The sequence below is a fragment of the Polyangium sp. y55x31 genome, assembly GCF_029946505.1.
GTDB lineage: Bacteria > Myxococcota_A > Polyangia > Polyangiales > Polyangiaceae > Polyangium.
Genome location: NZ_JARZHG010000031.1, coordinates 21,865 through 41,265, shown reverse-complemented (window position 1 = coordinate 41,265; position 19,401 = coordinate 21,865). Strand labels below are relative to the sequence as shown.

Genomic DNA, 19,401 nt, shown 5'->3' with positions numbered 1-19,401 from the left:
TCTAGCTCATGCGCTGATCGCGATCGCCTTCCACGCGAGGAGCGCGCCGTCGCTTTGCTTCTCGGTCGACATGACCACTTCACTCGACGTCAAGCTGGACTCGGTGATCACCTTGTCGGTGGCATTCACCTGGTAACCGGGCCCGTTTGTCGGCTCGTAGTTGGGTTGCGAGTTGTAGATCTCGGTCTTGAGGTCCTCGTCGAAGAAGAGCTGCGACGTGAGGTACGCGGTCGCGCCCACCGTCACCTTGAAATGGATGTGGGTGGCTCTGCTTCCGTACCAGCCCGGAAAGTTGGTGTCGAACGTCACGCGACCATCGGCGCCGGCCGTCTGGATACCACGGTACCACAGCGCGGCCGCGGCCTCTGCATCGCCGCCCGTGCACATCGCGTCGTTGTCTCCGTCGATGTCGCCCGAATAGACGCCGAGCGTGTCACAATGCCAGATCTCCAGCGTGGCATTCGGGACCGGATTGCAGTTGCTGTCGACGATTAGGAACTCGAGCCGGGTCGGCAGGCCGGGGTATCCTTCACTGATGTCCTTGCGGACCAGTTGATCACTCGTGGCGTGACAGGGGCCCCCGGTCGACGACTTGTACACCGTGCATGTCGGGCCCACGCCCGAGGCGAACGGATTGCCATAGTCCTTGCCCGTGAGCACGGAGGTCCCCTCGGTCGCCCACTCCGCGCCACCGCCACTGCTGCTGCTCGACGAGCCGCCGGCGCCGCCGCTGCCGCCCGCACCGCCGCTGCCGCCCGCGCCCGTCGTCGCGGTCGAATCGTCGCCGCAGTTGACGAGGAGCGCCATCGCTCCCAGTCCACCGACCATTTTCATCACGTCACGCCGCGTCGTCTTCTTGATCTCGGACATGCGGACATTCTAGACGGGAAATCTTACGAAATTCTTGCGCGGAGACGATTGTCGTCAGGTCGGCAAGGTGCGTCGAGGGGCTGACGCTCGAAACAGGCGGCGTCAGTATCCGACCATGTCCTCCTGCCGCGGCAAATTCTCCACCTCGCGCGGGCCCTCTGCGAGCAAAGCGCGGCCGCGGCGGAGCGCGAGGTGGCAATCCCGCACCGTGGTGCAATCGCGGATCCAGTCGACGATCTTCGAGCGGCGCGCCACGACCTCGACGTCGAACGCCCAGATCATGGCCATGAGCGGCCAGACGAAGAACCGGCCGGGGCTCACCCGGCTGAGCAGGGCCGGCGGGACGTGCTCTCCGCCGAAATGGCCCTCGGCCGCGGAGAGAATGAATCCGGTGAGCGCCGAGCGAAACGTCTGGTTCGCATAGACGTGTTCGACCAGGCGTTTGTAGAAGCAAAATCCAGGGCTCGTCGGCTCGAGGCTCACGGCGCCGAGGAATCCGCCCGCCTCGGTGAGCTCGGCGATGGCGCGTAGGCTCGCGGCGTCCGAGACGCCATTGAAGCGGTCGGCGCCGAGGCCGATCGAGCAGAGCAGCTTGAGCTTCAAGCCGGAGAGCGAGGCCACCGCGCCGACGGAGACCGCGTCCTCGATCGGATCGCCGAGCCCCTCCTCGTCGCCGCGCATCAGCGAATCCGAGCCGCCGTCGACGAGGAGCACCGCATCGACGGCGTGGCGGCGGACGAGCTCGGCATAAAAATCGCGGAGGGCGGGCACGGTGAAGGACCGCGCATAATAGGCGTAAACGAAATGTGGTGCGCCCTCGGGGCGCTCCTGATCGAGGAAGCTCGCGAGGTGCACCTCGGGGCCGTAATCGGGCGGGGGGCTCGAATGCCCGAGGACCCGCTTCACGACGGCGCCTGTCTCGGCCGTGTACACGACGGGCGCGTCGTCGATACGCTCGGGCTCCCCGAACGAATAGCTGCCGAGGATCACGCGCTTGCCGAGGCGTTCGAGCTCGGGCAGGAGCGTCGCGCCTTGCAAAAAGTCGAAGCCTCCGCCGCAGCCGCAGAGGAGGATGGTCTTGATGTCAGGATCGGCGAGCCGCTCGAGGAAGGTCGGGAGCATGGCGCGGCGCCGAGGATACCACGGCGGCGGCGAGGCCGGATAGAGAGCGTCAGCGGCGCTTCTTCGGCGTGCCGGGCTCGATGTGCCGCGCCGTCGCGCGGCCCTCGCCCCGGAGCCGGGCGGCGAGGTAGTCGTGGTTCATCTGGGTGATGACCTGGAGGGGAATGCTCTTCGGGCACGCGGTCTCGCATTCACCCGCGAACGTGCAATGGCCGAAGCCCTCGGCGGCGGCCGCGCGGACCATGCGGAGTGCGCGCCGTCCTCGTTCGGGCTGACCCTCCGGGAGTTTTCCGAGGTGCGTGATCTTCGCGCCCGTGAAGAGCGCGGCCGAGGCATTCGGGCAAGCCGCGATGCACGCGCCGCACGCGATGCACGCCGCCGCGTCCATGGCTTGCTCGGCGAGGTCCTTGGGAATCGTCGAGGTGTTTGCCTCCGGCGCATTGCCCGTGTTCACCGAGACGTAACCGCCCGCGGTGATGATTCGATCGAGCGCGCTGCGGTTGATGACGAGGTCCTTGATGAGGGGAAATGCGTGCGCTCGGAAAGGTTCGAGGAAGAGCGTCTCTCCGTCGCGGAAGCTCCGGAGGTAGACCTGGCACGTGGCCGCGCCCTGGAGAGGGCCGTGCGCGAGCCCGTTGACCATGAATCCGCACGTGCCGCAGATGCCCTCGCGGCAATCGCTGTCGAATGCGATCGGCTCCTCACCCTCGCTCACGAGGCCCTCGTTGATGACGTCGAGCAGCTCGAGCAGCGACATGTCGGGCGAGGCCTCCGTGGTCTCGTACCGGACGAACCGACCCGGCTCCTCGGGGCTCCGCTGGCGCCAGACCTCGAGCGCGATCCGCATCACTTGTAGCTCCTTTGCATGGGCGGGGCCGCCTCGAAGACGAGCGGCTCCTTGTGCAGGGCGGGCGGCTCGCCCTCGCGCCATTCCCACGCGGCGACGTAGGCGAAATGCTCGTCGTCGCGCAGAGCTTCTCCGTCCGGCGTCTGGTGCTCCTCGCGGAAATGGCCGCCGCAGGACTCCTCGCGGTGGAGGGCATCCCGGCAGATGAGCTCGGCGAGCTCGAAATAATCGGCGACGCGGCCGGCGGTCTCGAGCTCCCGGTTCAAGGATTCACCGTGGCCGGGGATCAGGATTTCCCGGTAAAACCTCTCGCGCATCTCGGGGATCCGGGCGAGCGCGCGTTCGAGGCCTTCGCGATTGCGCGACATGCCGCACTCGTCCCAGAGCAGCTTGCCGAGCTCGCGGTGGAACGAGGCGGCGGTGCGCTTGCCGCGCGCCGAGAGCAGCCGCTCGATGCGGGCCGCCGTGTCCTTGCGCGCCGCCTCGAACGCGGGATGTGTTGCGTCCACGGCCGGCGGTTTGGCGCGCGCGAGGTAGCTGCCGACGGCGAGCGGAGCGATGAAATAGCCGTCGGCGAGGCCCTGCATGAGCGCGCTCGCGCCGAGCCGGTTCGCCCCGTGATCGGAGAAGTTCGCCTCGCCGGTGACGAAGAGGCCGTCGATCGTGCTCATGAGGTCGTAATCGACCCACAGGCCGCCCATCGTGTAATGGATGGCCGGGTAGATGCGCATCGGGGTGCGGTACGGGTCCTCGCCGGTGATCTCGGCGTACATGTCGAAGAGGTTTCCATACCGCTCGGCGATGACGTTCGCGCCGAGGCGGCGGATGGCGTCCGAGAAATCGAGGTAGACGCCGAGGCCGCTCGGGCCGACGCCGCGGCCCTCGTCGCAGACGGCCTTGGCCGCGCGGGAGGCGACGTCGCGCGGCGAGAGGTTTCCATAACTCGGGTAGCGGCGTTCGAGGTAATAATCGCGCTCGGCCTCGGGGATCTGCTCGGGCGAGCGCTCGTCCCCGGCGCGGAGCGGCACCCAGATGCGGCCGTCGTTGCGGAGCGATTCGCTCATGAGCGTGAGCTTCGATTGATGCTCGCCGCTGACGGGGATGCACGTGGGGTGGATCTGCGTGAAGCAGGGGTTCGCGAAATACGCGCCGCGACGATGCGCGCGCCAGATCGCGGTCGCGTTCGAGTTGCGCGCGTACGTCGAGAGGAAATACGCGTTGCCATAACCGCCCGTGGCGAGGACGACGGCGTCGGCGACGAACGTGCGGAGCTCGCCCGTGACGAGATCACGCGCGACGATGCCGCGGGCTTTGCCGTTCGCGACGACGAGGTCGAGCATCTCCGTGCGCGGCGAGATGCGCACCGTGCCGGCCTGGACCTGGCGGAGCAAGGCCTGGTAGGCGCCGAGGAGGAGCTGCTGGCCCGTCTGGCCGCGCGCATAAAACGTGCGGGAGACCTGGGCGCCGCCGAAGGAGCGGTTCGCGAGTTTTCCACCGTATTCACGGGCGAACGGGACGCCCTGCGCGACGCATTGATCGATGATGCGCAGGCTGACCTCGGCGAGGCGGTAGACGTTGCCCTCGCGGGCCCGGTAATCGCCGCCCTTGATCGTGTCCTGGAAGAGGCGCTGGACGCTGTCGCCGTCGTTCTGGTAGTTCTTCGCGGCGTTGATGCCGCCCTGGGCGGCGATGCTGTGCGCGCGGCGCGGGCTGTCGTGGAAGATGACGCATTCGACGCGGTAGCCGAGCTCGCCGAGCGTGGCCGCACAGGAGGCGCCGGCGAGTCCCGTGCCGACGACGAGCACACGGTATTTGCGGCGGTTCGCCGGGCTCACGAGCGCGTATTCGAACTTGCGGCGCTCCCATTTTTGCGGAAGAGGACCGCCGGGGATCTTGCCGTCGAGGTGCATGAATGCTTTCCCCTACCGCCCCCTCGCGAACGAGAGCGCGAGCGCGGTGATCGGAATGGCGGCGAGGCCCAGGGCGACGATCAGCGCGAGGACGACGGAAAACCGCCGGAGCCCACGCAGCCGGTCACGCCGCAAGGTGAGGCCGAGCGATTGCGTCATCGCGAGCACGCCGTGCGAGACGTGCAAGCCGAGCGCGATCATGCTGACCACGTAAATCACCGTGGGCACGACCGAGGCGAACGCGACCGAGACGTTCGAATACACGCGCCCCGGGACGTACGCCGGATGCGTGATGCCCAGGGTCAAGTGGAGGACGTGATAGACGACGAACCCGAGGAGGATGAGCCCGGTCCAGATCATCGTGCGCGCGCCGAGGCTGCTCGCGGCGCGCTCGTAGCGGCCGTACGAGATCGGACGCGCGACCTGCTTGCGCATGTAGAGGTCGAGCGCGGCGGCCACGTGAATGCAGAACGACGCGAAGAGGACGGCGCGGGCCGACCAGAGCAGGGCGGGGTTTTTGTGGAGGAGCGCGCCGTACGCGTCGAGCGCCGCGGGGCCCGCGAAATAAAGCAGGTTGCCCGCGAGGTGCAGGACGACGTACACCGTGAGCACGATCCCGCTCACCGCCATGAGCGCCTTTTTCGCGACGCCCGTCATCCCGAGTTCCACGCGCGTCGCCATCCCGGGCCCTCCTCCCTGCACGACGATCCCGACCGCTCAGCGGTGCGGATACCCGTAATAAAAAACGCGCGGCTGGGCCGGGGTTCGCTGCGGAATGACCACCGTGCGCGGATAAAAGAACGGATCGTACCACCAGTACGGATACGGTCCGGCGCCCCAGCCATAACCATACCCATAGGCCATCGTGGGCGGGGGAGGCTCGATGGTGCGCCGCTCGAACGGGGTCCGCTGGGTGACGACACGATCGTCGGTGTGCACCCGCCAGACGACGTCGAATTGTGGCAGGTCGCTCGCGCCGCGGAGCGACTCGGGCAGCGGATAGTAGAGGTCGATCGTCGTCGAGCCGCCGCGCGGGACCACCACGACGGGCATGCCCGCGTCCGTCGCATTCGCGAACGCAGGCGCGACGTCGCCCGTCACGCCGCCGAAATGCACCCGGAGCTCGCGCGTGTCCACGGTCCAGGCCTCGGCGCCGTCCTCGTTCGCCACGACGAGGCGGACGTGCAGCGAGCGGACCGGTTCGTCCTCCTCCGAGAGGCGTACGTCCGTCACGCCAAACGAGCTCACCCGCACGTCGCCCTTGCCCGAGCCCGGCGGGATGACGTACCGCGCCGCCGGATAGCCCGAGACCGACGCGTTGGCTTGCTCGGCGGGCTGATAATAATACGAATTGGCAGCACATCCGGTCACGGCGAGCGCGAGCGCGAGCGCGAGGAGCATACGGCGCATGTCCCTCGATCCGTGCAACCTTCATGCAAGGGGAGCGATGGCCTTTCCAGGACGCCCGTTCGCGACCCATCGAGACGAGCTCCTCCGCGAAGTGTGCAATCGCGACAACCCTCCGCCCTGTGCACGCATCGTGCATGTATCGCGCGCGCAAATCCATCGATTGGAGGGGGTCGTCATGGCTGGATTCATGCGCAGACGAGAAGGCAGAGAAGGGCAGGGGCAATCTCGAGAGATGACGCAGGCAAGCGCCCGGGAGCCGGGGCGGGAGCAGCGGCTCGCGACCACGGATCCGTTCCGCACGCTCGGCTACGGAGATCCGTTCCGGCGCATGCGCGAGATGCTCGCGTGGGATCCGTTCGCCGAAATGGAATCCTGGCTGCCGCAAGGCCGGGCCTTTATGCCCGACATGGAGGTGCGCGAGACCCGCGACGGATACCTGATCCGCGCGGATCTGCCGGGCCTGAAGGAGGACGACGTCTCGATCGACGTCTCCGGCCGGCGGCTCACGATCAGCGGCAAACGTGAGGAGGAGCAGCGCGACGAGGGCGAGCGATACTGGGCCTACGAGCGCTCGTACGGGAGTTTTTCGCGGTCGTTCACGCTGCCCGAGGGGATCGATCCGGACCGGATCGACGCGAACCTGTCGAACGGCGTCCTCGAGGTGCTCATCCCGAAATCGAAGGCGGAGGAGCCGAAGCGCATCAGCGTGAAGCGAGGTGAAGGCCGCGCCGAGGAGCAAGGCGCGCAATCGAGCGTGCGTCCGCAAACCTCGGCGAGCGGCGCTTCGGGCACGGGCGCGAGCACGACCGCGGGACAACCCTCCGCGACAGGCACGACAGGCACGACAGGCGCGACGAGCGCGGCCGGTGGCACTTCGGCCGGGACGCACGGGACCTCGCAGGCCACGACGGGCGCGGGGAGCAGTGAACAGGGCATGACGCAGGGCGGCTCACGGGAGAAGGCTGCGTAGCAGGCCGATTTACAAGAGCGCCGCGGCGCTGCTATCACTGCCCGCGTGCTGCCGCTCGCGGAGGTCGTGCTTTTGGCCGGGATTCAGGGCCTCGCCGAGGCGCTGCCGATCTCGCGCTCGGGGCACGACGCGGTCGCCCGCCTGTGGCTCGATCCGGGCCGGAGCGCGGCGGCGCTCGAGTCGATCCTGCACGTCGCGACGGCCTCGGCGCTGCTCGTGGGCGCCCGGCGGCACCTCGTCGCCGCGGTCTCCGAGGGCCTCCGGGCCGTCGCGCGTCCTTCGCTCGTGCGCTCGTCGCCGGGCGCGCACGACGCTGCCGTGCTCGTGATCGCCGCGGGCACGAGCCTGCTCGCGCGCGCGCTGGCTGCGCCCTACGTCGAGCTCTGGAGCGGCGCGCCGCTCGCGATCGGCTTCGGCCTCGTCTGGACGGGGCTCATCGTGGCCACGATGAGCCTCGCCCCGACCGGGCGGCTGGAGGCGCCGCCGCTCTCGCTCGCCGCGCTCCTCGGCCTCGTGCACGGGACGGGCGTGCTGCCCGGCGGCTCGGACGTGGGCGCGGCGCTCGTGATCGCGATGTGGATGGGCACGAAGCCCGATCGCGCGCTCGATCTTTCGCTCGCGCTCACGGGCGTCACGTTGCTCGTGTCGTTCGTCTCGGGCCTCGGCGGGGTGGCGGGGACCCTTTCGATCGGCGCGCCGGCGATCGTCTTCGGCCTTTTGACGGCTTTCCTCGGCGCGACGGTCGCGATCGGCCTCGCGCGCAGCTTGCTCGAAAAACACGCCCTCGCGCGGCTCGCGTTCTGGATTCTCCCCTTGGGCTTCGCCACGGTCTCGTACGGCCGTTCGTTCGGCGAGGTTTCGAGGCGGGAGGCGCCGGCGTCCGCCGTGATGGCCGTCCTGTCCATGGATGACAAACCATGCAATCCGCTCCTTCCGTCTACGCCCTGATCCTCGCCGGCGGCGCCGGCACGCGTTTCTGGCCGGCCTCGCGCGCTGCGCGGCCGAAGCAGCTCTTGCCCCTCGTCGGAAAGGCCCCGCTCATCCGGCAAACGGCCGAGCGGATCACGCCGCTCGTCGATTGGGAGCGGCTCTTCGTGGCGACGGGCAAACACCTCGTGGAGCAGACGGCCGAGGCTTTGCCGGAGCTTCTCGCCGAGAACACGCTCGTCGAGCCCGCCGCGCGGAACACGGCGCCTTGTATTGGTTGGGCGGCCTTTCACATTGCCCGGACGAACCCCGACGCGGTGCTGATGGTCCTGCCGAGTGATCACCACGTGCGCGACGTCGCGGGCTTCCGGCGCGCGCTCGAGCGCGCCGTGGCCTCGGCCGCGAGCGGGACGATCACGACGATCGGAATCAAGCCCACGCACGCCGAGACGGGGTATGGGTACATCGAGCTCGAAAGAGAAGCGCGCGGCGTCGAGGCGCTTCTGGCGAAGCGATTCGTCGAGAAGCCGGACGCTGCACGCGCGGAGGCTTTCGTGGCCGGCGGCAAGCACCTCTGGAATGCGGGGATGTTCTTTTTCCGGGTGCGCGACATGGTGGCGGCGATCCGCGCGCACATGCCCGCCCTCGCCGAGGGGCTCGACGCGATCGATCGCGCCGCCGAGGAGGGCGAGGAGCAGGACGCGATCGAACGAATCTTTCCGACGTTGCCGTCGATCAGTATCGATCACGGCGTGATGGACCACGTCGACCATTTCGCCGTCGTCCCCGGCGATTTCGGCTGGAGCGACGTGGGGAGCTTTCAGACCGCGTTCGACCTCGCCGAGAAGGACGCGCAACAGAATGCGGCGCCCCCGAGCGCGCTGTTCGTCGACGCGCGGCGGAACCTGGTGCTCGATCTGCGCGCGGGCGCCGAGGACGGCAAACGCGTGATTGCGCTCGTCGGCGTGGAGGATCTCGTGGTGGTGGAAACCGACGACGCGCTCCTCGTGGTGCCGCGGGCGCGGGCGCAGGACGTGAAAGAAGTGGTCGCGGCGCTCAAGGGGCGCGGACGAACCCGCCTCGTTTGATACGGATACGGAGATCCGATCCGCTCATGTGGGGACGGATGCTCACGAGGGGTGGACAGGCCGGTCACGAGGCTGCATTCTTCCCCCGGCCATGAAGGGACACGCGCGCCACATCATGACGCATCACGCCGAGGCCGTCTCGCTCGGGACGCCGCTCGAGGAGATCGCACGGCTGCTCGTGGACGCGCGGATCGGCGGCGTCCCGGTCGTCGACGAGCACGAGCGCGTGGTCGGATTCGTGAGCGAGACGGATCTGATGGCGACGCTGCTGCAAGGGCAGACGCCCGGCGCCGCGGCGCGCGACGTGATGAGCCACCCGCCGATCGTCGTCGACGAGTTCGCCACGACGGACGAGGTGATGGCCATTCTCCGCACCGGCCAGATTCACCATTTGCCGGTGGTGCGGAGCGGACGGCTCGTCGGGATCATCACCCCGCTCGACGTGCTCAGGTATTTCGTGGAAAAAGTGATGCCGCCCGAGCCCGAAGTGGGCTGACGGTCAGGGGGCGAAGAACTGGGCGCAGCAGCTCGTTTCGATGCCGCATCCCTGCGCCTCGGTGTTCGTGCAGGTGCCGACGACCATATCGCCCTGCGTGCACGTACACGTCGTCATTCCGCCGGCCGGGGTCTCGCAGCTCGTCGAATAAGCAACGCCCTTGCAGGTGGTGTCGCAGCCGCAGCTCGACGCGCCGTCCGGCCCGGCGCCTTCGAAGCATCCGTTCTCGACGCAGCCGTTCGCCTCCTGGCACGCGTCCACCGCATCCGCCTCGTCGTTGCACTCGGGCGGCGGGTCGTCCGGACAGTCCTTCGCGGCGGGGATGTAACACGCGAAGAGCGAGCCGATTGCGTTCTCGCACTCGGGGGCGGTGTCGGCGAAGACTCCGTCGCAGAACTGGCTGCAATCGCCGGTCTGCATGCCGCAGTTGTTGACCTCGCCGATGTGGCAGAAATCCATGCAAGCCTGCTTGGCGTCGCCCGGCGCTGCGCCGCCGCTGCCGCCCGCGCCGCCGCTTCCTCCTGCGCCGCCCGCGCCGCCTTGCCCGTTATTCGTGACGTCGCCGCCGCACGCCATGAGGGTTTGCGCGGCACCCAAAAGAAAAAGCCCAACCAAGGATATGCGAAGCATTTGCATGCCGCGACGATAGCTGCTTCCAGCAACTATGTCGAGGACACTTCCGTGCGCATGTTTTATGCGCGCGTGATCGGGAGGTGCGCCGCAGGTAACTCGTCGTAACGTTTGCCCGTGCGCGGGTGCGCCGCGTCCGGGGCGACGTCGAGGAGCGGGCGGAGCGCAAAGACGCGGCCTTCGAGGCGCGGATGCGGCACTTCGAGGCCGGGCTCGTCGATGCATTCACCCTCGATCCAGAGGATGTCGATGTCGATCGTGCGAGGCCCCCAGCGGACGGGATCCGGCCGGACGCGGCCGAGCGATCGCTCGATGGCCTGCGTCCGCGCGAGGACGTCTCGCGCAGGCAGGGCCGTCGCGACGAGGACGGCGCCATTCAAGTAATCCCCCTGGGGAGGTCCGCCCGCCGGCGGCGTGACGTAGAGCGGCGAGCAGTCGACCACGACAAACCCAGGCGTGGCGTCGAGTTCGGCGATGGCACGCTCGATCGTGGCGGCACGGTCGCCGAGGTTCGAGCCGAGGGCGAGGGCGATGCGCCGGGCCTCTTGCATGTGTGTCGTGTAGGGCGCGGGCTCAGTCTCGAGGATCGGTGGCGCGGCGGCCATTCGAGGCGCGGCGGCCTTCGGGGCGCGGCGGGAAGGCGCGTCGATCCTCGCCCCAGCGGCGCGGAATGGGCGACCTTCGCTCGACGCCGCTGCCCGTGCGTACGGTGACGCCGACGAAGAGCGCGCGGAGCTCTTCGAATGTCTCCGGGCGCGCGGCGACGACGGTGGCAGCGTGGTTGCGGCAGAGGTGGAGCGTGCGTCCCTCGACGTAAACCCGGACGAGCGAGGTCGTCGCCGAGGCCTCGGCGGCACAGACGGCGCATGCGTGGGCAGGCGGGGCCATGCGCGAACCCTCGCGGAGAGGAGCCACGCGGGCCAAGTTTTTAACGGGGTGGGGACTAACGCGAGCGGGCGGTCTTTTCGACCCACTCGATGACGGTGGCCGCCTGGTCCTTGCCGGTGAAGCGGCTGAGCTCCTGGATGCCGGTCGGGCTCGTGACGTTCACCTCGGTGAGGTGCTCGCCGATGACGTCGAGGCCGACGAAGTAGAGGCCGTCGGCCTTGAGGCGCGCGCCGACGGAGCGGACGAGCTCGCGCTCGCGCGGCGTGAGATCGGTCGGGACGACGCGGCCTCCGACGTGGATGTTCGAGCGGATCTCGTCGCCGCGAGGGACGCGGAGGATCGCGCCGAGCGGTTCGCCGTCGAGCAGGAGGATACGTTTGTCGCCCTCGGACACGGCCGGGAGGAACTCCTGCACCATCGCGAGCCGCTGTCCTTCGCCCGTGAGCATGTCGGCGATGGCGCGGGCGTTCTTGTCGTCCGAGCGGAGCATCATGACGCCCCAACCGCCGGCGCCGTCGAGCGGCTTGATGACGGCGCTGCCGCCGACGTCGCGGACGAAGTCGTGGATCATGTCGCGATCGGCCGTGACGAGGGTCTTCGGCGTCCACTCGGAGAAGCCGAGCGCGTAGAGTTTTTCGTTCGCGTCGCGAAGGCCGCGCGGGTCGTTGATGATGAGCGTCTTGCCGCGCGCGGGCTCGAGCATGAGCGTCGCGTAGAGGTAGGCCTGGTCGAAGGGCGGGTCCTTGCGGATGAAGACGGCCTCGACGTCGTGCAGCGGCAGGCGCTGCGCGCCCTCGTCCCGACGGAGCGTGATGTAAGGCGGATCGGGGAGGATCTCGACTCGATGCGCCGTGGCAAACGGAAAACCCTGGGAGACGTAGAGGTCCTGCGGCAAGCAGTGGAAGCTCTGATGACCCCGGGCCTGCGCCGCGCGGATGAACGCGAACGTGGTGTCCTTGTCGGGCGTCACGCGGGTCAGGGGGTCCATCACGAACACGAAGCGCATGGTTTGGCTCTCCCGTCGGGGATCGAATGCTCTCTCCGGCCACGGTTGATCCCCGCGGCACGGCCGGGGCATCCTAGCGCACGCGCGGGGCGCCCGCGCAGAGGAGCTACTCCATGCGAACTCTCCGTGCCCTCTCGACGGCATCGTTTGCCGCCGCCCTCGCGCTGCTCGTCGCCCTGCCCGGTTCGGGCTGCAGCGCGCCGGCCGCACGCTCGCCGGACGAGACCACGGCGAAGGCCCCGCCGCCCGCGCCCACGCCCGCCGCGCCCCCCACGAACCTGATCCCACAAGGCTCCGCAGAAGCGCCCGCGCCGGCCGCGCCGGCCGCGCTGACGAAGCACAAATACGCCGTGGCGACGGAGAACGCGACGGCGTCGGCGATCGCGATGGACGTGCTCGCCCGCGGCGGGAGCGCAGTCGACGCGGCGATCGCGGGGGCGTTCGCGATCGGCGTGGTGCACCCGGTGTCGAGCGGGCTCGGCGGCGGCGGGTTCGCGACGGTGTACGACGCGAAGACGAAGGAGATCCGGATCATCGACTTCCGGGAGACCGCGCCGAAGGACCTCGTGCCCGCGGAGCTCGTGAAGCGGCCGGTGCCCGACGACAAACGCGGCGTGATGACGGGCGTGCCCGGTGAAGTCGCGGGCATCGCGGAGCTGCACGCGCGGTGGGGCAAGCTCGCGATGACGGAGCTCGTGCGCGGCGCGGCGGACGCGGCAGACAAGGGTTTTCCCGTGAGCGCGCACATGGTGCGGGCGCTCAAGTGGAACGAGAAGTGGCTGCTCTCGACGCCGCGATACGGGCTCTTCGCGAAGGCCGGCGCGATCGTGCCGGTCGGCGAGATGGTGAAGAACCCGGCGCTCGCCGCGACGCTGCGAAGGATCGGCGCCGAGGGGAAGAAGGCGTTTTACGAGGGATCGATCGCGGCGGACATCCTTGCGACGGCGCGCGCCGGCAAGTGCCGCATGACGAAGAAGGATCTCGAGGACTACAAGGTCATCGATCGGGAGCCGCTGCGCACGAAGTGGGAAGGTTACGAGGTCGTGACGATGCCGCCGCCCTCGGCAGGCGGGGTGATGATGCTCGAGACCTTGAACATGCACACGAAGGCGGATCTCGCGGCGCTCGGGCACAACACGGGCGCGTACACGCACCTGCTCGCCGAGACGATGCGCGGCGCGGTCGCGGATCGGGTGCGGCTGCTCGGCGATCCGAAGTTCGTGAAGATGGACGTCGCGAAGCTCGTGAGCCCCGAGCGGATGAAGGCGCGGCGCGCGAGGATCTCGATGACGTCGACGACGAAGGCCGAGAACTTTCCGGTGAACGACGCGGGCACGACGCACATCGTGACTGTGGACGCGGAGGGGAACGTCGCGTCGCTCACGACGACGGTGAACAACATGTTCGGCGCGCAGCTCGTGACGGAAGCCGGGTTCTTGCTGAACGACGAGCTCGCGGACTTCACGGCCGAGCGCGTGGAGAAGCTGTTCGGCATGTCGAACGGGCCGAACTATCCGAAGGCCGGAGCGCGGCCGACGTCGAGCATGACGCCGACGATCGTGCTGAAGGATGGAAAGCCAGTGCTCGCGCTCGGCGGATCGGGCGGGACGCGTATCGCGACGGGGACGACGCAGGTGCTCCTGTCGCACCTCGTGTTCGGGATGCCGGTGGACAAGGCCGTGGCCGCGCCGCGCTTCGAGACGCCGCCGACGGGCGGGTTGTTCATCGACGCGGCGATCGGAACGGAGGTGCTGCAGGACCTGGAGAAGCGCGGCGAGGTCGTGGACACGAGCAAGCCGAACTTCTCGGCGGTGCAGGCCGTGTCGATCGAAGAGGGCCCGGACGGAGCGCGGGTGCTGCTGGTTGGCGCGGATCCGCGCAAGGGCGGCGCCGGGCTCGTGCAGTAGGGAAGGTTTGTCGGGGGAGAGGAGGGGTTCGCCGGGTTCGTCCTGGCGAACCCCTCGTGCTTTGTTATTGCTGCGCGGCCGCGAGGACGAGCTGCGCGCTGCGTTCGTCGTCGAAGTCTGTCGCGAGCGCGTATCCGACGCCGCTCTTCTCGGCCGCCGCGACCGAGTAGCCGCGGAGTTTGCCCACGTAGACGGCTCGCTCGCGGACGACGCGCGGTTCGAGGCGCGTCGCGCGCATCGGGACGGCGCGCGGATCGAAGACGTACACCGTGACGCGGTGTTTGCCGTCGACCGTGTACTGCAGGAGCGCCGCACGTTGATCACGCATCGCGTGCACGCGCGCGCCGTTGAAGCTCGCCACGAACGGCTGGAACGCAGGGCGACGAACGGGCACGCCGACGAGCGGATCGAAGCGGACGAGCTCTTCGGGGTTCGTCGTCTCGGGCGGCAAGGGATGCGCGTGGAGCGCGACGAGATCGTCGAGCAGCGAGTCCATGCCAGCCGCCGCAGCCATCTCCGTCGTCGCGCCGCTCCGCGCGAGCTCCGGCGTGACCGCCACGTCCTTCTGGTTCTTCGCGGCCGCCACCGTGAGCGCAACGCCGGCCGCAGCCGCGAGCGTCGCCGCGTATTTCCAGCTCACGAGCTTCGCCGAATGGTCTTCGCGATCGGCCTCCTTCACGCGGCGCTTCTCGGCGACCATCGCGGCGTGGATGCGCGCGCGCATCGCGTCGGGGACACGCTTCTCGGCCGTGCGCTTCATGCTCGCGCGCATCGCCCGGAGGAACGTCACGCGCTCGGAGCACGTGCCGCAACGGAGGACGTGCGTCTCCATGTCGACGGCGTGTCCAGGATCGAGCTCTCCGTCCACGTACGCCGACATGCAACGCGAGAACAACGAGCACTCGTCGGTCATCACCTTGAGCCCATTCATACCGCAGCACTCCGCTTCCGCTTCCGGTACGCCGCGAGGTCCGTCGGAGCCTGCTCGGCCTTGTTCGACGACCCCTCGCTCACGATGCCCATGGCGACCGCATGGTCGCGCAACGTCTTTTGCAAGAGCTTCCGGCCGCGATGCAGCCGCGACATCACCGTTCCGATCGGCGTGCCCATCGCCTCGGCGATCTCCTTGTAGGAGAGCTCCTCGATGTCGGAGAGCACGACCGCGACGCGGAACTCCGGCGGTAGATCGTCGAGCGCGCGCTGCACCTCGGCCTCGACGAGCGGCGCGAGGGCCGCCGTCTCGGGATCCCGCATGCCACGCATCGTCGTCGCGCCGATCCATCCGTCGGTCAGCGACTCGACGTCCGGACCTTCGAGGATGTCGCGCTCGAGTCCGCCGCGGCGGTAGCGGTTGATGAAGGTGTTCGTGAGGATGCGAAGGAGCCAGGCCTTGAGGTTCGTGCCCGGCTCGAACTGGTCGCGGGCGCGCATGGCCTTCACGACCGTGTCCTGGACGAGATCCTCGGCCTCGGTCGTGCTCCGGGTCATGCGGCAGCTCACCGCATAAAGCGTGTCGAGGTGGCCGAGGAGCTCCACCTCGAACGTGTCGAGCCCCGGCGTGCTGTCCCCAGCGCCGGAGATGCTCAGGTCCTGGGCGACCGAAGCTGGCTTTTTACTGAAGAAAAACGCCATCGCGGTCTCCCAACAGGAGCACCCCTCCGACTATTCCTCGGCCGTGGTCTCAGGTTGCGAAGGCGTCTCGGACGTGTTGGCCGGATCACCGCCGAGCTTGCGGACGAGGGCTTCGAGCTCCTCGACGCGCTGCGAGAGGCGCTGGACGTCGGCCTGCAGGTCGCGGAAGAGGCCGACGCCGGGCAGGATGTGACGGATCCGCTCGTCCACGGCGTGTTGCCACTGGTCGAGGGTCTGCTTCGAGCTCTCGACGATCTCGGACAAACGCGCCTTCGCGCCCTGGGCGGCGGCGGGTTTGTCCGCCTCGGTCGGAGCCGCGGCGGGCGCGGGCGGCGGCTGCGTGGGCGGTTTTTCGGCTGCGGCGGGGGCCGGCGCGGCCTCCGCGGGGGCGTCTTCCGGTCCGCCGCCGGGGATGAGCCGCCCGATCGGGCCCTCGCGGAGCGTGTTGAGCAGGCGCTCGCCGCGCTCCTGGATCAGGTCCCGCAGCGTCCCGAGAGGCACGCTGCGCGGCTGGGACTTGAGGTCCTCCGAGATGATGAGCGCCAGCGTGACCTCGGTTTTGTCTTCCTTGGTCGCGTTGTCGATGATCTGGACCTCTTCGCCGGCACGGACCATCTCCCCGATCTGCTGGAGGGTCACGTAGCGGCTGTCCTTCGTATCGTACAACTTACGGTTGGAGTACCGCTTGATGACGCGCCGCGGCGTCGCACTGGCCCCCGAGGTCTCCTTCACCGTATCCATGATCTCCCCTTCGCGCTGCGACCGAATTGGACCACCTGTAACTCATATGTGCAAGGTGATGACAGCGTGAATCGTCCGAGGGCCTGAAATGTCGCGGTTGCCATGAATGCCATCGAACTATCCGGGGTCTCGGTTCGCTACGCGGCCGGCGGCGTGGCGCTCGAGAACATCGACCTTTCCGTGCGAAAAGGCGAGATCTGCGCAGTTCTCGGGCCGAACGGCGCCGGGAAGTCGACGCTCGTGAAGGTGATCTCGGGCGCGCTTCCCCCCCAGCGTGGAGAGGTACACGTCCTCGGCGAGCCGCTCGCGCGGATGGAGCGTCGGGAGATCGCGAAGAGGATCGCGCTCGTGCCGCAGTCGTCGGAGCCTGCGGTGGGCTTTTTGGTGCGCGAGATCGTGATGATGGGCCGCGCGCCGTACCAGGGCGCGTGGATGCGCGCGTCGAAGCACGATGAAGAGGCCGTGGAGAGGGCGATCGCCGCGTGCGAGCTCGAAGCGCTCGCGGATCGGCGCGTATCGGAGCTGTCCGGCGGCGAGCAGCAGAGGGTCGCGATCGCGCGGGCGCTCGCGCAGGAGGCGCCGGTGCTGTTGCTCGACGAGGCGACGGCGCACCTCGACGTGCGGCACTTCCTCGCGCTGTCGGAGCTCGTGTGGCGCGAGGTGCGGGATCGCGGGCTCGCGTGTCTGATGGTGCTGCACGATCTGAACGCGGCGGCGCAGTACGCGGATCGCATCGCGCTGCTGAAGGCGGGGAGGCTCGTGGCGCACGGGACGATCGAGGAGGTGATGACGTACCGGCGCCTCAAGGAGGTGTTCGAGGCGGAGCTCTACGTGGGCGTGAACGAGCTCGACAACGCCCGGTATTTCCTGCCGGTTCGCCCTCAACTTGGCCCTTTGCCGCGGCGCGATGGATAAGCCCGGGCCATGCCCGGACATGGAAGGATCACGCTCGCCCTCGCCTGCCTCCTGGCGATCGGCTGTAACGTGAACGACAGCGCGCCCGATCTCCTGCGGGTGGTCGACGTGGCGCCGCGCGAGCTCGAGTCGGGCGATCGGCTGGAGGTGCTCGGGACGAACCTGCCGACGGGCGAAGCGCGCGAGGCGACGATCACGTTCCGCGGGACGCTGAAGCGGCCCGGCGAAGCGCCGATCGAAGGGCAGACGATCGTCGTCGACAAGGCGAGGATCTCGACCGACAAGGTGAGCGCCGCGGTGAGCGAGGCGCTCGTGGCGCGGTTCTGCGGGCAAGGCGATGACTCGGCGCACACGACGTTCCACGGCGACGTGACGGTGACGCTGGAGACGAAGGCCGAGGGCGCGTTGCCCGTGACGGGGTCGGTCAAGGACGTGACGATCGACGTGCGGCCCAAGGCGCCGCGGCGCGCGATCGCGCTGGCTCGCGAGCGCGACGGGCAGCGGGCGCTCGACTTTCTGGGGATCACGGTTTCACCGGACGCACCCACGTCGAACGGGCTCGTGGTGGCGGCGGTTCGTCCGGACAGCCCCGCGGCCGCGGCGCGGATCGAGGGCGGCGACGTGCTCACGAGCTTCGAGGGCATGAAGGTGACGAGCTTGGCCGACGTGATCCCGAGCGGCGAGGAGCGCGCGCCGCTCGTGGCGGTGCGGCGCGGCGCGGAGGAGCCGCGGATCGTGCCGATCTCGATCGAGGGGTTTCACGCGAGCGCGCCTTCGGATCTGCTCGGCGCGGCCATCGTGCTTGGTTTGTCCGCGGCGACGCTGCTCGTGTTCGCGACGCCGCTCGGCGCGCTCGTGGCGTGGCTGGTGCGGCGCGTGGCGTCGCGGCTCGCAGTGCAGCGGAGCGGGAAGAAGGTACTCGCGCGCTCGCCGGTCGCACGGCTCGCCGCGGAGGTGCATCGCGAGGTGGCCTCGGCGATCGCGCCGCCGGACGCGGATCCGATCTTGTCGAAGCTCGCGCCGGTGCTCGCGTTCGCGGCGATCTCGACGACGTTCGTGGTGATGCCGTTCTCGCAGCGGTTCGTGGGCGCTGATCTCGACGTCGGGATGCTCTTTCTGCTCGCTCTCGTGGCGCTGCTCGGGCTCGGGTTCGTGACGGGTGGATCGCTCGCGGGGGAGAAGTGGTCCGTGCTGCGAGGTCTGCGCGGTGCAGGACGCGTGTTCCTGCAAGAGCTGCCGGCCGTGGTGGCGATCGTGTGCGTCGTGTCGAGCGCGGGGTCGCTCCGGCTCGAGGACATCGTGGCGGCGCAAGGCGGGCAGGGTGGATCGCCGCTCGATGCAGGCGGGTGGCCCTGGCACTGGTTCGTGTTCCGGAACCCGGCGACGTTCGCGCTGTTTCTCGCGTACGTGACGTCGATGATCACGGCCGACGGGCGCGCGTCGGGCGCGCTGCGGGAGGCCGAGGCGAGCGGGGAAGAGCTCGCGCCGCCGGCGAAGGTCGGCGCGCGGCAGCTTCTCTTCTACTTCGGGGAGTGGGCGCACGTGTTCGTGGCCTGCGGGATCGCGAGCGCGATCTTCCTCGGCGGCTGGCAGCTCCCGGGCGTGGCGGGCGCGACGCAGGAGACCGCGGGCTCGCTGAAGGTCGTGGGCGCGCTTCTCTTCTTGCTGAAGAGCTGGGGCCTCGTGCTGACGGTGGTGTGGCTGCGCTGGGCGCTGCCGCGGCTCTGCGCGGAGGAGCGATCGCGGATCGCGCTGCGGTGGTTCTTGCCGCTCGCGATCGTGGCCTCGGCGTTCGTTCTGCTCGGCGCGCTCGCGACGACGACGATCGGCTTCGGCCGGAACGCGGGGCTCGTGAGCGGAGTGGTGACGTTCGTGACCTGGGCCGCCTTCGCCGCGCATTTCGTGCGTCGGATTCAGGTGGACCTGCGGGAGACGCGGACCCCGCTGCACCTGAACCCCCTGATCTGATCGGGGCGAACGGGGCGGAAAAAGCGGCGCGGATCACGGCGCGCGCACATTGTGCCCGCGGCGGGCCGCGTTCG

Annotated in this window: 19 protein-coding genes and 1 pseudogene; 7 read left to right on the top strand and 13 right to left on the bottom strand. The window is 69.0% G+C overall.

Annotated features, from left to right (window positions below; genetic code table 11):
• Nucleotides 1-6 precede the first annotated feature (6 nt).
• The 6 genes from QHF84_RS36975 to QHF84_RS36950 all read right to left on the bottom strand — a co-directional run bounded on the left by QHF84_RS36975 (nt 7) and on the right by QHF84_RS36950 (nt 6,159).
• Nucleotides 7-870 (bottom strand): hypothetical protein, encoded by an 864-nt coding sequence (locus QHF84_RS36975; RefSeq protein WP_281318243.1) that lies wholly within the window; start codon nt 868-870, stop codon nt 7-9.
• 102 nt (nt 871-972) lie between these two features.
• Complete coding sequence (locus tag QHF84_RS36970) at nt 973-1,992, bottom strand: DUF1152 domain-containing protein (protein WP_281318242.1); 1,020 nt, start codon at nt 1,990-1,992, stop codon at nt 973-975.
• Nucleotides 1,993-2,041: 49 nt separating this feature from the next.
• Complete coding sequence (locus QHF84_RS36965) at nt 2,042-2,839, bottom strand: succinate dehydrogenase/fumarate reductase iron-sulfur subunit (RefSeq protein ID WP_281318241.1); 798 nt, start codon at nt 2,837-2,839, stop codon at nt 2,042-2,044.
• Nucleotides 2,839-4,749 (bottom strand): fumarate reductase/succinate dehydrogenase flavoprotein subunit, encoded by a 1,911-nt coding sequence (locus QHF84_RS36960; RefSeq protein WP_281318240.1) that lies wholly within the window; start codon nt 4,747-4,749, stop codon nt 2,839-2,841. The genes QHF84_RS36965 and QHF84_RS36960 overlap by 1 nt, the downstream gene beginning before the upstream one ends.
• A gap of 12 nt (nt 4,750-4,761) precedes the next feature.
• Nucleotides 4,762-5,430: a succinate dehydrogenase cytochrome b subunit gene (locus QHF84_RS36955; RefSeq protein WP_281318239.1), complete on the bottom strand. Its 669-nt coding sequence runs from the start codon at nt 5,428-5,430 to the stop codon at nt 4,762-4,764.
• A 36-nt stretch (nt 5,431-5,466) separates the two neighbouring features.
• A complete protein-coding gene (locus QHF84_RS36950; RefSeq protein ID WP_281318238.1) occupies nt 5,467-6,159 on the bottom strand; it encodes a hypothetical protein in 693 nt (230 codons plus the stop codon).
• A gap of 232 nt (nt 6,160-6,391) precedes the next feature.
• Between QHF84_RS36950 and QHF84_RS50310 the strand changes: the two are divergent.
• The 4 genes and pseudogenes from QHF84_RS50310 to QHF84_RS36930 form a co-directional block, all read left to right on the top strand.
• Nucleotides 6,392-6,868 (top strand): annotated as a pseudogene (locus tag QHF84_RS50310) (Hsp20/alpha crystallin family protein); the annotation flags it as partial.
• A gap of 306 nt (nt 6,869-7,174) precedes the next feature.
• Nucleotides 7,175-8,077 carry an undecaprenyl-diphosphate phosphatase gene (locus tag QHF84_RS36940; RefSeq protein ID WP_281318236.1) on the top strand — a complete coding sequence of 301 codons (903 nt, stop codon included), beginning with the start codon at nt 7,175-7,177 and terminating at the stop codon, nt 8,075-8,077.
• Nucleotides 8,047-9,144, top strand: a complete 1,098-nt coding sequence (locus tag QHF84_RS36935) for a mannose-1-phosphate guanylyltransferase (RefSeq protein WP_281318235.1) — start codon at nt 8,047-8,049, stop codon at nt 9,142-9,144. The genes QHF84_RS36940 and QHF84_RS36935 overlap by 31 nt, the downstream gene beginning before the upstream one ends.
• A 91-nt stretch (nt 9,145-9,235) precedes the next feature.
• Entirely contained in the window at nt 9,236-9,640 is a 405-nt protein-coding gene (locus QHF84_RS36930; RefSeq protein WP_271928406.1) for a CBS domain-containing protein, read from the top strand.
• Between the two features lie 3 nt (nt 9,641-9,643).
• Here QHF84_RS36930 and QHF84_RS36925 read toward each other — a convergent pair whose 3' ends face one another.
• From QHF84_RS36925 to gshB, 4 genes are read right to left on the bottom strand one after another with little or no spacing between them, the layout of a single operon-like run.
• Nucleotides 9,644-10,276: a hypothetical protein gene (locus tag QHF84_RS36925; protein WP_281318234.1), complete on the bottom strand. Its 633-nt coding sequence runs from the start codon at nt 10,274-10,276 to the stop codon at nt 9,644-9,646.
• Between the two features lie 56 nt (nt 10,277-10,332).
• The gene (gene folK / locus QHF84_RS36920) at nt 10,333-10,821 is read right to left on the bottom strand and encodes a 2-amino-4-hydroxy-6-hydroxymethyldihydropteridine diphosphokinase (protein ID WP_281318233.1); all 489 of its coding nucleotides are present in this window, start codon (nt 10,819-10,821) and stop codon (nt 10,333-10,335) included.
• Nucleotides 10,822-10,843: 22 nt separating this feature from the next.
• A complete protein-coding gene (locus QHF84_RS36915) occupies nt 10,844-11,158 on the bottom strand; it encodes a hypothetical protein (protein WP_281318232.1) in 315 nt (104 codons plus the stop codon).
• Between the two features lie 55 nt (nt 11,159-11,213).
• On the bottom strand, nt 11,214-12,164 hold the full coding sequence (gene gshB, locus QHF84_RS36910) for a glutathione synthase (protein WP_281318231.1): 951 nt from the start codon (nt 12,162-12,164) through the stop codon (nt 11,214-11,216).
• 113 nt (nt 12,165-12,277) lie between these two features.
• Between gshB and ggt the strand changes: the two genes are divergently transcribed.
• On the top strand, nt 12,278-14,071 hold the full coding sequence (gene ggt, locus QHF84_RS36905; RefSeq protein WP_281318230.1) for a gamma-glutamyltransferase: 1,794 nt from the start codon (nt 12,278-12,280) through the stop codon (nt 14,069-14,071).
• Nucleotides 14,072-14,135: 64 nt separating this feature from the next.
• Here the strand turns inward: ggt and QHF84_RS36900 are convergent, their stop codons facing one another.
• The 3 genes from QHF84_RS36900 to QHF84_RS36890 are packed head-to-tail and all read right to left on the bottom strand — an operon-like array spanning nt 14,136 to nt 16,444.
• A complete protein-coding gene (locus QHF84_RS36900) occupies nt 14,136-15,002 on the bottom strand; it encodes an anti-sigma factor (protein ID WP_281318229.1) in 867 nt (288 codons plus the stop codon).
• Nucleotides 14,999-15,703, bottom strand: a complete 705-nt coding sequence (locus tag QHF84_RS36895) for a sigma-70 family RNA polymerase sigma factor (RefSeq protein ID WP_281318228.1) — start codon at nt 15,701-15,703, stop codon at nt 14,999-15,001. The genes QHF84_RS36900 and QHF84_RS36895 overlap by 4 nt, the downstream gene beginning before the upstream one ends.
• Nucleotides 15,704-15,733: 30 nt before the next feature.
• The gene (locus tag QHF84_RS36890; protein ID WP_281318227.1) at nt 15,734-16,444 is read right to left on the bottom strand and encodes a polyhydroxyalkanoate synthesis regulator DNA-binding domain-containing protein; all 711 of its coding nucleotides are present in this window, start codon (nt 16,442-16,444) and stop codon (nt 15,734-15,736) included.
• 102 nt (nt 16,445-16,546) lie between these two features.
• Between QHF84_RS36890 and QHF84_RS36885 the strand changes: the two genes are divergently transcribed.
• A complete protein-coding gene (locus QHF84_RS36885) occupies nt 16,547-17,359 on the top strand; it encodes an ABC transporter ATP-binding protein (protein ID WP_281318226.1) in 813 nt (270 codons plus the stop codon).
• 9 nt (nt 17,360-17,368) lie between these two features.
• The gene (locus tag QHF84_RS36880) at nt 17,369-19,327 is read left to right on the top strand and encodes an NADH-quinone oxidoreductase subunit H (RefSeq protein WP_281318225.1); all 1,959 of its coding nucleotides are present in this window, start codon (nt 17,369-17,371) and stop codon (nt 19,325-19,327) included.
• The last annotated feature ends 74 nt before the right edge of the window (nt 19,328-19,401 follow it).